The sequence below is a fragment of the Enterobacter ludwigii genome, assembly GCF_001750725.1.
Lineage (GTDB): Bacteria > Pseudomonadota > Gammaproteobacteria > Enterobacterales > Enterobacteriaceae > Enterobacter > Enterobacter ludwigii.
The window spans coordinates 4,332,190-4,345,573 of the sequence record NZ_CP017279.1; the positions used below are offsets into that span (position 1 = coordinate 4,332,190).

The 13,384-nt window shown below is 55.3% G+C and carries 13 protein-coding genes; 8 read left to right on the plus strand and 5 right to left on the minus strand.

Features of this window, described 5'->3' with window-relative positions:
- Window positions 1-11: 11 nt before the first annotated feature.
- Entirely contained in the window at window positions 12-698 is a 687-nt protein-coding gene (locus BH714_RS20340; protein WP_032680227.1) for a B3/B4 domain-containing protein, read from the minus strand.
- Window positions 699-740: 42 nt separating this feature from the next.
- Here BH714_RS20340 and BH714_RS20345 point away from each other — a divergent pair, with 42 nt between their 5' ends.
- A complete protein-coding gene (locus BH714_RS20345; RefSeq protein ID WP_032680228.1) occupies window positions 741-1,343 on the plus strand; it encodes a helix-turn-helix domain-containing protein in 603 nt (200 codons plus the stop codon).
- A gap of 33 nt (window positions 1,344-1,376) precedes the next feature.
- On the opposite strand, the gene ygjG is transcribed toward BH714_RS20345, so the two are convergent.
- Window positions 1,377-2,756, minus strand: a complete 1,380-nt coding sequence (ygjG, locus tag BH714_RS20350; RefSeq protein WP_020883590.1) for a putrescine aminotransferase — start codon at window positions 2,754-2,756, stop codon at window positions 1,377-1,379.
- Between the two features lie 435 nt (window positions 2,757-3,191).
- Here ygjG and BH714_RS20355 point away from each other — a divergent pair, with 435 nt between their 5' ends.
- Together BH714_RS20355 and BH714_RS20360 are read left to right on the plus strand one after the other, a co-directional pair.
- The gene (locus tag BH714_RS20355; RefSeq protein ID WP_040018790.1) at window positions 3,192-4,712 is read left to right on the plus strand and encodes a methyl-accepting chemotaxis protein; all 1,521 of its coding nucleotides are present in this window, start codon (window positions 3,192-3,194) and stop codon (window positions 4,710-4,712) included.
- 335 nt (window positions 4,713-5,047) lie between these two features.
- Complete coding sequence (locus BH714_RS20360) at window positions 5,048-6,607, plus strand: methyl-accepting chemotaxis protein (RefSeq protein ID WP_040018791.1); 1,560 nt, start codon at window positions 5,048-5,050, stop codon at window positions 6,605-6,607.
- On the opposite strand, the gene BH714_RS20365 is transcribed toward BH714_RS20360, so the two are convergent.
- A complete protein-coding gene (locus tag BH714_RS20365) occupies window positions 6,604-7,098 on the minus strand; it encodes a PadR family transcriptional regulator (protein WP_032679005.1) in 495 nt (164 codons plus the stop codon). The genes BH714_RS20360 and BH714_RS20365 overlap by 4 nt on opposite strands.
- Window positions 7,099-7,244: 146 nt before the next feature.
- Between BH714_RS20365 and BH714_RS20370 the strand changes: the two genes are divergently transcribed.
- A complete protein-coding gene (locus BH714_RS20370) occupies window positions 7,245-8,009 on the plus strand; it encodes a siderophore-interacting protein (protein WP_032680231.1) in 765 nt (254 codons plus the stop codon).
- On the opposite strand, the gene BH714_RS20375 is transcribed toward BH714_RS20370, so the two are convergent.
- On the minus strand, window positions 8,010-9,179 hold the full coding sequence (locus BH714_RS20375) for a coiled-coil domain-containing protein (protein ID WP_040018792.1): 1,170 nt from the start codon (window positions 9,177-9,179) through the stop codon (window positions 8,010-8,012). It abuts the gene before it with no gap.
- 271 nt (window positions 9,180-9,450) lie between these two features.
- Window positions 9,451-10,026 carry a phage repressor protein CI gene (locus BH714_RS20380; RefSeq protein ID WP_020883595.1) on the minus strand — a complete coding sequence of 192 codons (576 nt, stop codon included), beginning with the start codon at window positions 10,024-10,026 and terminating at the stop codon, window positions 9,451-9,453.
- A 287-nt stretch (window positions 10,027-10,313) separates the two neighbouring features.
- Between BH714_RS20380 and BH714_RS20385 the strand changes: the two genes are divergently transcribed.
- From BH714_RS20385 to BH714_RS20400, 4 genes are all read left to right on the plus strand, one after another.
- Window positions 10,314-10,652 carry a DUF5347 domain-containing protein gene (locus BH714_RS20385; protein ID WP_040018793.1) on the plus strand — a complete coding sequence of 113 codons (339 nt, stop codon included), beginning with the start codon at window positions 10,314-10,316 and terminating at the stop codon, window positions 10,650-10,652.
- 67 nt (window positions 10,653-10,719) lie between these two features.
- Window positions 10,720-10,947, plus strand: a complete 228-nt coding sequence (locus BH714_RS20390) for a DUF2732 family protein (RefSeq protein ID WP_040018794.1) — start codon at window positions 10,720-10,722, stop codon at window positions 10,945-10,947.
- Complete coding sequence (locus BH714_RS20395) at window positions 10,947-11,168, plus strand: TraR/DksA family transcriptional regulator (protein ID WP_020883597.1); 222 nt, start codon at window positions 10,947-10,949, stop codon at window positions 11,166-11,168. Before BH714_RS20390 ends, BH714_RS20395 begins: the two co-directional genes overlap by 1 nt.
- 7 nt (window positions 11,169-11,175) lie before the next feature.
- Window positions 11,176-13,371, plus strand: a complete 2,196-nt coding sequence (locus BH714_RS20400; RefSeq protein WP_040018796.1) for a replication endonuclease — start codon at window positions 11,176-11,178, stop codon at window positions 13,369-13,371.
- The last annotated feature ends 13 nt before the right edge of the window (window positions 13,372-13,384 follow it).

Genomic DNA, 13,384 nt, shown 5'->3' on the forward strand with positions numbered 1-13,384 from the left:
CGCTTATCCTTTTAGAGTTCAATCAGTTGAAGGTGAGCAGTGGAGCCCGGCATCAGCCGCTGCAGGTTGCTGACTAACTCATCGCCAGCCTCCTGCAACGCCGATAACGGCATCGACGGCAGACTTTCGAGAATAAACCACATGTGTTGCGCCTGGCTATCGAGACGTGTACGCACGCCCTGGCGCCAGTTCCAGCGACGGCAGGTGACGCCGATATCATCGCGCCAGATAACTTCGCCCGCATCCGGGTATTCGATAACCGGCTGGCCCTCTTTCAGGGTATCAAACGGTTCATTACCTTCGGCAAGCGTCAGACGCGGTGCGCCTGCATAAGCGGCAAGGTTCTCACCCCCGACGGGAATGGCGTAACGAATGCTGATGGCATTGTAAATATCGACCACTGGATCGAGCGGGGGCAGTGCGCCCTCTTTCAGCACTCGCTTACGCAGGGCCGATGCCGAGCAGGGCGTGCGTTTCGGTTTCGCACCAAATGCCCTGAACACGTCATCCCAGGCGCTGAGGTGCGCTTCCGCCCAGACGACATCATCAGTGAGGACCTGCTGGCAGGCCTGTGCCAGCGCGGCAGAGGCCACGTCCGGCTGGGTTATCGGGGCGGCTTCAACCAGAATGCTCAGCGCCCGAAAGCCGGGGGCAATCCCGGCAAGACGCGGGTCTATTGACGGCGTAACGAGAGACATAAATAATCCTGTATTGACTGTTTTATACTATGGTAGTGACCAATGACTGATAAAGTCAATATAATGACCGATTCGGGTGCCGATATCGCCCAGGTAAGCCTGGCCGTCGCCACCCGCATTCGCAACTGGCGCAAAGAGAAAAAACTGTCGCTGGATGAGCTTTCACGCCGCGCCAGCGTCAGCAAAGGCATGCTGGTGGAGATTGAAAAAGGGGCGGCGAATCCCAGCATTGCCATTCTCTGCAAGCTGGCTGCCGCGCTGGGCGTTTCGGTGGCGGATATCGTAAACGTCTCCAGCGAGCCGCGGGTGCACGTCATAGAAGCAGCGGCGATCCCGGTTCTGTGGCAGGGCCCACAGGGCGGATATGCCCGGCTGCTCGCGGGCACGTCTGGCCCGGATATGATTGAACTCTGGCAGTGGGTGATGCATCCGGGGGAGCGTTTTACCTCACCGGGGCATCCGGCGGGAACGTTTGAGCTGCTGCATGTCACTGAGGGAGGATTGACCCTGACGGTCGAAGAGGCGGTGACGCAGGTGGCGGCAGGCGCTTCGGCGGTGGCGAAAACGGAAGCGGCACACGGCTACGCGAATGAGGGCGAAAATGTGTTGCGGTTTACCATGACGGTGGCGGAGTTTCACCGCTAAAAACGCCCCCTCCGTCAGGAGGGGGAGGGGATATCACGCTTCTTCCACGCTTACCCGCAGGGCTGCCAGCGCTTTACGCGCCGCTTTCAGCACCTGCTCACACTGTTCAACCGTCAGCGTCAGCGGCGGTTCAATGCGAATGGTCTTCGAGTTGTTGAGCGTTCCGGCAACCAGGACACGCTGGCGGAACATCTCGCTCGCGAAGCTGTAGCCGATTTCGTTGTCGACAAACTCAATGGCCATTAGCAACCCTTTACCCCGCGCATCCTGCACCAGATCCGGATATTCCCGGCCCAGCTGGCGGAAACCGTCCAGCAGCATATCGCCTTTCTGTTCCGCCTGTGCAGGCAGGTTTTGATCCAGCAGCACGTTGATGGTCGCCAGCGCGGCCGCGCAGGCCAGCGGGTTACCGCCAAACGTAGTGGTGTGCAGGAACGGGTTATCGAACAGCACCGAGAAGACCTCTTCGGTTGCCACCGTCGCGCCAATCGGCATCACGCCGCCGCCCAGCGCTTTTGCCAGACAGAGAATGTCCGGCTGGACGTTCTCATGCTCGCAGGCAAACATCTTGCCCGTACGCCCCATCCCGGTTTGGACTTCGTCGAGGATCAGCAGTGCGCCAAACTCATCGCACAACTGACGCACAGCAGGCAGATAGCCCTGCGGGGGCAGGATCACGCCACCCTCACCCTGAATAGGCTCCAGGATCACCGCTGCCACGTCGTCGCCGGTTTTACGGCATTCGCTCAGCATGGTGCGCATAGCGCTAATGTCACCAAACGGCACGTGGCGGAAGCCCGGCAGCAGCGGCATAAACGGTTTGCGGAAGGTAGATTTGGCGGTAGCCGACAGTGCGCCCAGGGATTTTCCGTGGAACGCGCCGCTGGTGGCGATAAACGTGAATTTGCCGCGCGGCGACTGGTACGCTTTGGCGAGTTTAATCGCCGCTTCGACCGATTCCGTGCCGCTGTTGCTAAAGAAGCTGTACTTCAGTTTGCCGGGCGTTAAGGCCGCGAGCGTTTTCGCGAGCATAGCGCGAAGTGGATCGAGCAGTTCCTGGCTATGGAGAGGTTGTTTCGCAAGTTGATTCTGTACGGCGGAAACCACAACTGGATTACGGTGCCCCACGTTGAAAATGCCAAAACCACCCAGGCAATCTATAAACTCCTGTCCCTGGGTGTCGACAAGCGTATTAAGACTTCCCGCTTGCCACTCTACGGCTCCGTAATCCCCGCCGGCGGTAACAGATTTGCGATACTCCAAAAACCCTGGATTGACATGCTCTTTAAAGTAATCGATGACCTCTCGGTTAAGTTGTTTCATCTCCTCATGATCAAGCGTTCGCTTCTCAATGAGATTCAGTGCGTGCGCGGTACAGGCAAGAGCCGAGGCGCTGGAAGGTAACCTGTTCAAAATGTGCTCCCGGGGATCGCGTATCACATGATACTGGATTAAGTATTGCAGGGATTACGCCACTTCAGATGCCTTAACGAAAATCAGGATAAACACCAGGTTAACATTATGTTGCGCAAAATTTAATCATGCCGATATAACCGATACGGGATTTAGCGGTACGGCGGAAAAGGCTGGGGAGGTGCGAACAAGAGGCAATTGCACTTATAGAGTGCAGACGCTGCGACTTAAGTGGGCGTTAACGCGTCATACTCTGCAGGTAATTTCTCTGTGAAAGTATTTGAAATCAATGAATTATAAAATCTCACAAAAAGTGCGGTTTAAGTGAAATCTGCGATCTCTATCAACTTTAACAACTAAAGATAAATTCTTTACCGCCGAAAAAACATTAATCCACAAAATTAACATTCAAATAACCTGCAAGGGATGCTCACGATGTCCGCTCCAACCTTTGTCACCCAGAATGAATATCCTCTGGACGATGACACCACCTTAATGTCGACCACCGATATCCACAGTTACCTGACCCACGCCAACGACACCTTTGTGCAGGTGAGTGGCTATCAGCTTGATGAGCTGATGGGCCAGCCGCACAATCTGGTGCGCCACCCCGATATGCCAAAAGCGGCGTTTGCCGATATGTGGTACACCCTGCAAAAGGGCGAGCCGTGGAGCGGCATTGTCAAAAACCGACGTAAAAATGGCGACCACTACTGGGTGCGCGCCAATGCGGTGCCGATGGTGCGTCACGGGCAGGTGACGGGCTATATGTCGATTCGCACCAAAGCCACGGCAGAAGAGATTGCTGGCGTGGAGCCGCTCTATCGTGCTTTGAATGACGGGCGCTGCAAGAAACGTATTCATAAAGGACTGGTGGTAAGGAAAGGCTGGCTGGGGAAACTTCCGGCAATGCCGCTGCGCTGGCGCGTGCGCAGCGTGATGGCAGGGCTGTTTGCGGTGCTGGCTATCACGCTGGTGGGCACCTCAGCGGGTGCGTACCCGCTGGCTGCCGCCGCGGTAGTCATGCTGCTGGGCACGCTGCTGTTCGAGCAGCAGATTGTTCGTCCGATCGAAAACGTGGCGCGTCAGGCGCTGAAAGTCGCCACCGGCGAGCGCAACAGCGTGCAGCACCTGAACCGCAGCGACGAGCTGGGGTTGACCCTGCGTGCGGTAGGGCAGCTGGGGCTGATGTGCCGCTGGTTGATTAACGATGTGTCAAGCCAGGTGGTGAGCGTGCGTGATGGCAGCGACAGGCTGGCAAAGGGGAATGAAGATCTGAACGATCGGACGCGTCAGACCGTGGCCAATGTGCAGCAGACCGTGGCGACAATGAATCAGATGGCCGCCTCCGTGCAGAGTAATTCAGAAACCGCCGCCGAAGTGGACAAGCTGTCAGTGGCCGCCAGCAGCGCGGCGACCAAAGGCGGAAACGCGATGCAGACGGTGGTGAAAACCATGGATGACATCGCGGATAGCACGCAGCGGATTGGCTCGATTACCTCCCTTATTAACGACATCGCGTTTCAGACCAATATTCTGGCGCTGAATGCGGCGGTGGAGGCGGCAAGAGCCGGTGAGCAGGGGAAAGGCTTCGCGGTTGTCGCCGGCGAAGTGCGCCATCTCGCCAGCCGTAGCGCCAGTGCAGCCAACGATATTCGCAAGCTGATTGATGCCAGCGCCAGCAAGGTGCAGTCCGGCTCTGATCAGGTTCATGCCGCCGGTCGTACAATGGATGATATCGTCGAGCAGGTGAAAAACGTGACGCAGCTTATCGCGCAGATCAGCCACTCCACCTCTGAACAGGCTACCGGCTTGTCAGAGCTCACCCGTGCGGTGGCCGAGCTGGACAGCATCACGCAGAAAAATGCCGATCTGGTTGAGGAAAGTGCCCACATATCCGCAATGGTGAAGCATCGCGCCGGGCGTCTTAAGGATGCGGTAACCGTGCTCCATTGAGCCAGTAAGGTTCCAGAAAGCCGTTTATTTCATCAGGAATAAGCGGCTTTATTTTTTCTGAATGTAATTATTAATGTCTTTTATTGTTAACTTTATATTAAGTAACTAAAGAAAGCACATCAGATATTTACCCCAGCCTAAGTCCGTTTTTCCCGATGCTATTTTGAAAATGCCTCATCAGAGGGTGACGTAACGATCGATTTACGGATATTAATAGCCTACACCTATCCATTGTTGTGGTTATGAAATAAAAAAACGATCAAAGTCATAAAGTTAGCGGTTTCGTTACCGATAACGGTGATCGTCTGAGAAATAATCACATCGATGGAGAAAATATGTTCTTACATGACGTAAAGATCGGCACGAAATTATTTCTGGCGTTTGGATTCTTTATTGTCCTGATGGTGGTCAGTGCGAGTTTATCCTTGCTAAGCCTGAACCGGGCGAACAACGGAATGCAATCCATCATTACCCGTGATTATCCGACCACGGTAAAAGCGAACCAGTTAATCGACAACTTCCAGGAATTTATTGGCACTCAGCAGCTGATGTTACTGGATGAACAGGGAACGTATACAGCGCAGTCACAGCAGCGTCTAAAAGCGATCAGCGAACAGATTACGGTGATCCTCGGCGAGCTGAATACTGCGCTGCAGGATCCTGAATCACAGCGGGTTCTTGCTGAGATACGCGGCGTGCGTCAGCAGTATCTGGACTCGCGTTATCGCATTTTGCAGGCGGTGCAGAATAACGATCGGGCGGGCGCTATTCAGGAGATGATGACCAACACCCTGAAGCTACAGCAGGCCTATAAAGCCAACGTGCAGGCGTTGATCGCGATTCAGAACCAGGAAATGCAAAGCGCAGGAGTGCAGGTCGAGGGCGATTTCAAATCGAACCGCCTGCTGCTGATCCTGATCACGCTCTTTAGCGTCGCGACCGGCAGCCTGATTGGCTGGTTTATCGTGCGCTCAATCACGCGTCCGCTGGGCGAGGCGGTGGATTTTGCAAAAGCCATTGCTGAAGGCGATCTGACCGGCAGCATCACGCCGCACGGTAAAGACGAAACCGGCCTGCTGCTGCATGCGCTGATGGAGATGAAAACGCGTCTGCTGGACATTGTGCAGCAGGTCCAGACCGGTTCGGAGAATATCTCGACTGCCGCCGCGCAGATTGTCGCGGGGAACCAGGATCTTGCCGCGCGCACTGAAGAGCAGGCCAGCTCTGTTGAACAGACCGCTGCCTCGATGGAGCAGATCACGGCGACGGTAAAAAACACCGCCTCACACACCGGAGAAGCAACTCACCTCTCGGCGGACGCCGCCATGGTGGTCAAAAACAACGGCGAGATGATGAAGCAGGTCACCAGCAAAATGCGCCTGATTAACGAGACCTCTAACCGGATGTCCGACATCATCGACCTGATCGATGCCATCGCTTTCCAGACCAACATTCTGGCGCTGAACGCGGCGGTGGAAGCAGCACGTGCGGGCGAGCACGGTCGTGGTTTTGCGGTGGTGGCGGGCGAAGTGCGTCAGCTTGCGCAGAAGAGTGCGTCATCTGCCAGTGAAATTCGCCAGCTGATCGAAAGTTCTACCAGCCAGACGCAGGACGGGATGAACCTGGTCGAGAAAGCGAGCGAGTTGATTAACGGTATGGTCGGCAACGTGGAAGAGATGGACGTCATTCTGCGTGAGATCCGCCAGGCCAGCCATGAGCAGACGGAAGGGATCTCGCAGATTAACAGCGCGATCGGCCTGATTGATGCCACCACGCAGCAGAACTCCGCCCTGGTGGAGGAGTCTGTCGCGGCAGCAGCGTCCCTGAACGAACAGGCGATGCACCTGAAAGACCTTGTCCGCGTCTTCCGCGTGAGCGATCGCGTACTGGCTTAATCCAGCTGGGAGATCTCCAGCGCTGCGCGGTCGATCACGCCGATGATCTGCTTAAGCTGCGCATCGCTGAGTTCGCCCTGGTTCACCTTCAGGTCTAACACCGCTTTGAAGTTATCCAGAGCCCGCTTCATTTGCGGGTTTTTTCTCAGCTGGAAGCCGACGGAGCGCGCTTTGATACGCGCCTGAATTTGCGCCAGCTGCTCCTGATTTTCATCCAGCCACTGCTGACCGGCCACGGTAATCGCAATTCTCTTGCGGCCATTCTCTTCTTCGGTGATGGTGATATAGGTCTGATCCTGAAGGTAATCGAGGGTCGGGTAGATAACGCCAGGGCTTGGGGTGTAATTCCCCTGCGTCATGTTCTCGATCGCCTTGATCAACTCGTAGCCATGGCTCGCGTTGTGGGTCAGGATATCCAGTATCACCAGACGCAGATCGCCGTGACCAAAAAAGCGTGGTCGGCGTCCGCCGCCGTCGTGTTCGTTTCGCATACTCATCCCTTCAAATTGATATATCTAAACTATATCTTAGATATATTCAGATGCAATCTAAAAGATCTTGCATTCTTGCTGATTAGCAATCATTATCATTTAAAATTGATTTAGATATATCGTATTCACCTGAGAAGGGTCTCATCATGACATCCACCCGTTACCCACAACGTGTTCGTAATGATCTCCGTTTTCGCAAGCTGGACGTGCTTCGCGTTGAGCGTGTCAGCGCAGGTTTCCAGCGCATTGTTTTAGGCGGCGAGGCGCTGGAGGGCTTTAGCTCTCGCGGTTTCGACGACCACACAAAAGTGTTTTTCCCGGCCCCGGGGGCGACCTTTGTACCACCGGTTGTTACCGATGAAGGTATCGACTGGGGCGACGGTGTGCGTCCGCAGGCGCGAGACTATACACCTCTGTACGATGCCGAACGGCATGAGCTGGTGCTCGATTTCTTCATACACGATGGCGGCGTTGCCAGTCACTGGGCGACAGAGGCAAAAGTGGGTGACACGCTCACGATTGGCGGCCCGCGCGGTTCGCTTGTTGTGCCGGAAGATTATGCCTGGCAACTGTATGTGTGCGATGAATCCGGCATGCCCGCGCTGCGCCGTCGCCTGGAAAGCATCGCAACACTGCCGGTTCGCCCGGACATTCATGCGGTGGTGACGGTCGGTGATGCGTCGTATCAGGACTATCTGGCCCATCTGAGCGCGTTCAACATCACCTGGGTTGTCGGCCACAGCGAACAGGCGGTGGCCGAGCGTCTGGCGGCGTTGACGGTGCCTGCGGAAGATTATTTTATCTGGCTGACCGGGGAAGGGAAGGTAGTGAAAAACCTGAGCCGTCAGTTTGAAACCGACGCAATCGACCAGCAACTGGTGCGTGCCAGTGCATACTGGCATGCTAAATAATCAGGCTGCGGACTCCAGCTGCGCTTCGCTCACCTGATGTTCGAGCGAGGCGCGAACGTCGTGCAGCGCCTTCTCCTGCTGGGCAAAGTAGGTTTCCATATTGCTCAGCGACGAGACCAGCAGCCAGGACTCCTCTTTCTCCAGCTCCGCCAGCTCGTTCACTAACGTGTCAATCTGCTCGCGAACCTGCGCCATTTTTTTGCGGATGCGTTCCAGATCGTTCAGCCTGTCGCTGGCCATCAGCGGCTCAAAGCCCTGCTGCAGACGTGCCACCAGCGAACGAATGGCTTTAACGTCACCACGCTGTTTGGCCTGGTTGAGTTGCACCATCATCGCGTTGGCTTCTTCTTTCAGATCGTCAGCGACCAGGTCCGGATGGCAGAGCTTGCTCGCCTGACGCCAGAGACGCTTCAGTTCGTTCTGATCTTCCTCGGAGAGGTTCTTGCCTTTACGCAGACGCATTTCGGCATCGTGATGCTGCTCGCGGTATTTCTCGTACTCTTCATTGGCCTCGTCGCGCGCCTGACGTGCAGGCTCTTCTTCGCGCGTTAAGCCACTCTCCAGTTCCAGCGCTTCGGCCAGCAGGTTAGCAATCAGATTGCTTTGCTGCTGCAGTTGCTTACGCGCCTCGGCGGCCTGTACGGAATCCGCAGGCAGATCGCGCCAGCGCTGGGTCAGTATCGCCAGCACTTCCACCGCCTGCGCCATATAGCGCTGGCAGCGACGGTAATCTTCCTCACGTCGACGCGCCTCCGCCTGCTGACGTCGCAGGTTCAGCTCCGCCAGCGTTTTACGCAGGGCGAGGATCTGCTGCATCAGCGGTCCGAGGCGTGAGAAATAGAGATCGTTGAATTCATCGAGCTGTTGCACGCGGGCATTGCGACGGTCAATCAAATCCCTGAGGCGCTCTTCCAGCGCTTTTAGCTCCATCTTGCTGGCCGCCACCTGCGGGTCACGCCATTGCGTCATGGCGCGCTGGCCCTGTAGCCAGGCAGCGATCGCCGCCATGGCCACGGTATAGTTTTTCTGCTCAAGCGCCGCGACGATTGCCTGTAGCTCATCGTCAAACGCTTCATTTTTCAGCCGTGTCAGCTGGCTCTGGATGATGTCGTCGTCTTCCAGTTCAATCGCATTTTTTATGATTTCTAGCCGTTTGATCGGTGTGCTCATGATGCCTTTCGCTTTGGCGCTTAAGTATTTGAGTTAAGGTTAATTGTTGTAAACGCTACAGGAAATAATACACACGGATGATGATCGGCGCGATGGGGGATTTCTTTAGTTTTTAGGGTTTGTGAAGAAGAGTGGCACGAACAGGAAGCCGAAAGGCTGGCGGGGGAGCGTTGGCCCCGGTTCTTGTTCTGCCATTCCTGAAGGAATACCTAAGGCTGAATGCCCTGCATAGCGAAATCGAAAGATGCCATACGAACCATATGTACCGTCATCAGTTCACCTCGCTGTAGATGCCCACCACACGGCCCAGTGTTTTTATCTCATCGATACCGCATTCAAAGGGAACTTTGCCGCCCGCGACGTGGAGTTTTTTCCCCGGCAGCAGGGTTAAATCACGAAGACTGGTGGTGCCTTCAATCTCAACCAGCCATAGCCCGTCGGTTAATGACGCCCCTTTTTCAACAAAGTGGAGCTTTGCCTCAGACCGGACTGCGATACCGCGAGTGAGCGGTTTGCTAAAGAGATGTGAATCGATACTCAAAGTGGAATTTTCTTCCAGTTGACCATCACTGAGAGTGAATGTGACAACCGCAACGGGATCGCCAGGCGCAGGGTTACCTTCAAACTGGGCACCCTGTCCGGTCATCAACCAGCGCAGGCTGGCCCCTGTGTCCAGTGCACACTGTACCGCGAAGTCGTAGGAGATGGTGCCGCGCGCGTAGCGGTTCTGAAGGGAACTGGCGGCAATATTGAAGTGCCGGGCCAGCTGGATTTTTTGGGTAAAACCATATACCTGACAGATTCTATCGAGTAACTCTTCATTATTCACTTGAGAATCTAAAATCAAAATATATTCCTTTGGGTATTTACTAATACTCAATTGGGTATTAGTATCAATGCGAATTCGGGCAATCAGCGGCAGACGTTGGCAAACAGAGGCTAATGATTGCAGACATTATCAAAATGGGAATCATGCAACATGGCTTCTGAAATCGCAATCATCAAAGTGCCAGCCCTGTCGTTAGGCTGGCGCAGTTCGCTGCGCTGGAAAGCGGCGTAACGCGTAGGCCAATCCCGTTTTCAGCCCGTTACGGGTGAGTAATTCACACAGTGTGAATCAACGCGAGGGTCGTTATGGCAATAGAAGCGACACGTGCAACGGTCCCACTCAAGGTGGGGGCACGTCTTTCCGGGCTTAATCACGTGGCCGAACTGCGTGCCAGGTACTGGGGCGATAACGAGAAAGCGCTGGCGCGGTTTTTGGCCGAGATGCGTGATAAGCGCGATCCCAGTTTTGAGGAGAATAACAGGGCGCTGGCGGCCATCTTTTTCCTGGCTAAATTACCCGCCGCCCGTCACGAATGCGGTATCAACGAGCTGACGACTGAGGAGAAAAGAGCGCTTATCGGAGCCATGAATCATTTCCGTGCAGTCGTGAGTTTATTTCCTGAACGGCTGACCATGCCGCTTTAATCCACCCCAAAACGTAATGGCGTAAACCCGCCGGGCATTTTATTGCCTGAATTAAGGAGAATGAGTGATGCGAAATAGCGAAAACCGCACTTTTCTGAACGGGCGCGAGGAACTCCAGCACCTGCTGGTGCAGGCGAAGATGGAGGAGCGCAGGGCACTCGCACTCGCCGTCTCCCTGCGGCTGGAGGCATTAGCCAGTCACATCTATAAGACCGGAATGTGTGGCGAAGACGCAGCGGAACTGCTGTGTCACGAGGCTGCCCGTTACGAACGCGAATCCCAGGAGCTGCACTGATGGCCGATTTTATCGATCTGGCGCAGGAGCGTGAGCTTGAAGATCGCGAACGTCATATTAATAGCGCCCGCCAGCGATGCGCATCGCCCTCGCGTTTTACCTGCGAGGAATGCGACATCCCCATCCCCGAGGCGCGGCGAAAGGCGTTACCTGGAGTGGCCTTATGCGTCACCTGCCAGGAGATAACGGAGCTGAAAAACAAACATTTCCGGGGAGGATAAGTTGGTGATGTCATTTGCTTATCCGTGGAATGAACCCCGATCGGCTATTGCCAGCCCCTACCTGACTCACCCCCAATTACAGCGTCGCGACCGTCTGTTCGCGGCGCTGCGGCAAGCCAGAAAAGCGCTCGCTCTGCAGCCTGACTGCGTGCGTTTTGACGTCTGGCGCACGGTTGATGCTCTTGAACTTCATCAGGGCAGCCTGCGAGCCAATGCCTTTTTGATTCGGTTCTGCAACAGGGTATTACCACGTCTGCAGCAGGTCTCTGCACGGTATGCCTGTTCAGGTGTTGACCGTAACGTCTCCACCGCCGTTTTTGGTGGACACTTCGACACGCCGCTTTTGCAATATCTTGCATCGCGGATGGTTACGCTGATTGCCCGCTTCAATCGTCTCCCGGATATGTCCCGCGCCGATATTGATTTGCTGGCCGCTGACATCGCTGGCTTTATTCGTTCCGAGCTGGCGAATATCAATGACGCTGGCCTCGGCGAATTTCAAACCCTTCATGTCTGGTATCAGCGAGCTGGATTAATCACCCGCCAGTTCAATGTACTGCCTCCTCACTGGGAGCGCGTGTCGAAGATACTCTTTAACAAAGAGGACATTGCGCCAGCGGTGATCCGCATGTTTTCCGAAGACTGGTGGCGTGGACGACTGCGTCGCATGGCGGCCGCCTGGCGTGAGCATGTGCAGATTGCACTTGGAAACGTCAGCAAAAAGAAGTCTGCCTATGCGAGTAAACGCTGCATCACTGACTGGCGTGAACAGAAGCGGCGCACGCGTGAATTTCTTAAAGGTCTGGAACTGGAGGATGAAGAGGGCAACCGTATAAGCCTGATTGCCAGGCACGATGGCTCGGTGGCCAATCCCGCGATACGTCGCTGCGAACTGATGACCCGCATCCGCGGGTTTGAAAATATCTGCCATGAGCTTGGCTATGTGGGCGAGTTCTATACCTTAACCGCGCCGTCGAAATATCACGCCACCCTGAACACCGGCTATCGTAACGGTAAATGGAACGGGGCGAGCCCTGCGGATACACAAAGCTACCTGACAAAACTGTGGGCGCGGATCCGGGCAAAACTCCACCGGCAGGCGATTCGTCTGTTTGGCATCCGCGTTGCTGAACCCCACCATGACGGTACGCCTCACTGGCACATGCTGATGTTCATGCTGCCCGAAAACGTTGAGCGCGTTCGCCGCATTATGGAGGAATACACACAGGAGGAAGACGCTTTTGAACTGCAAAGCGATAACGCCAGAAAAGCTCGCTTTCACGCTGAAGCTATAGACCCGCAAAAGGGCAGTGCCACCGGTTATATCGCTAAATACATCTCCAAGAATATCGACGGCTATGCCCTTGATGGCGAGACTGATAACGAAAGCGGCGAGTTGCTTAAAGTGACTGCATCTGCCGTTTCGGCCTGGGCGGCGCGCTGGCATATCCGTCAGTTTCAGTTTATCGGCGGTGCACCGGTGACCGTCTACCGTGAGCTGCGCCGTTTGACTGATACGCAGGCCGCACACGGTCTGAGCGTAGAATTTGCGGCAGCGCATGACGCCGCGGACGCCGGAGACTGGGCAGGATACGTCAATGCACAGGGAGGACCGTTTGTTCGTCGGGATGCGTTGCAGGTGCGCACGCTGTATGAGCCCCGTGCCGAATACAATCAGTACGGCGAAGAACGAGTCTGTATTCGCGGCGTTTACGACACCGCACTCGGCCCGGGCTCGCCGATTTTGACCCGGCTCACGCAGTGGAAAATTGTGCCGAAGCGTGCCGTTGATTTGGCCGTTGACCTTAACGGCACCGCTGCGCGTTCTTGGAGTTCTGTCAATAACTGTACGGTGAGCGACGTCTCTCAACCCCTCAGCCGCCGTGCGAGACGCGCGTTAGCCGCACGCATAACCCTCCCCAGACCGGTTGCAAAGACTCCCTTTGTCTATGAAAAGGATCCGCAGAACGGAGTGGCAGAGAGAGTGATTGATGAGATACGGCTCGCCACCGGAATAACGATCAGCCGGGGGGAAGCCCTGCATCTTATGGCGGGGGGCATTAGCCGTTTTAACGACAAATGGTGCCGGGGATCTGCAGACGGATCGCTATTTCCTGCGGCACCGTCTTATCAGCAAAAGGCCCGGAAAATCCTTGAACGTATAAGGTATTTAACGCATCTGATAAGCAAAGGGATTCGCTAATCTTCATCGATAT

Bases quoted from the DNA above. Each gene is read 5' to 3' on its own strand.
- BH714_RS20340 (WP_032680227.1), bottom strand. From the start codon at position 698: ATGTCTCTCGTTACGCCGTCAATAGACCCGCGTCTTGCCGGGATTGCC.
- BH714_RS20345 (WP_032680228.1), top strand. From the start codon at position 741: ATGACTGATAAAGTCAATATAATGACCGATTCGGGTGCCGATATCGCC.
- BH714_RS20355 (WP_040018790.1), top strand. From the start codon at position 3,192: ATGTCCGCTCCAACCTTTGTCACCCAGAATGAATATCCTCTGGACGAT.
- BH714_RS20360 (WP_040018791.1), top strand. From the start codon at position 5,048: ATGTTCTTACATGACGTAAAGATCGGCACGAAATTATTTCTGGCGTTT.
- BH714_RS20365 (WP_032679005.1), bottom strand. From the start codon at position 7,098: ATGCGAAACGAACACGACGGCGGCGGACGCCGACCACGCTTTTTTGGT.
- BH714_RS20370 (WP_032680231.1), top strand. From the start codon at position 7,245: ATGACATCCACCCGTTACCCACAACGTGTTCGTAATGATCTCCGTTTT.
- BH714_RS20375 (WP_040018792.1), bottom strand. From the start codon at position 9,179: ATGAGCACACCGATCAAACGGCTAGAAATCATAAAAAATGCGATTGAA.
- BH714_RS20385 (WP_040018793.1), top strand. From the start codon at position 10,314: ATGGCAATAGAAGCGACACGTGCAACGGTCCCACTCAAGGTGGGGGCA.
- BH714_RS20390 (WP_040018794.1), top strand. From the start codon at position 10,720: ATGCGAAATAGCGAAAACCGCACTTTTCTGAACGGGCGCGAGGAACTC.
- BH714_RS20395 (WP_020883597.1), top strand. From the start codon at position 10,947: ATGGCCGATTTTATCGATCTGGCGCAGGAGCGTGAGCTTGAAGATCGC.
- BH714_RS20400 (WP_040018796.1), top strand. From the start codon at position 11,176: ATGTCATTTGCTTATCCGTGGAATGAACCCCGATCGGCTATTGCCAGC.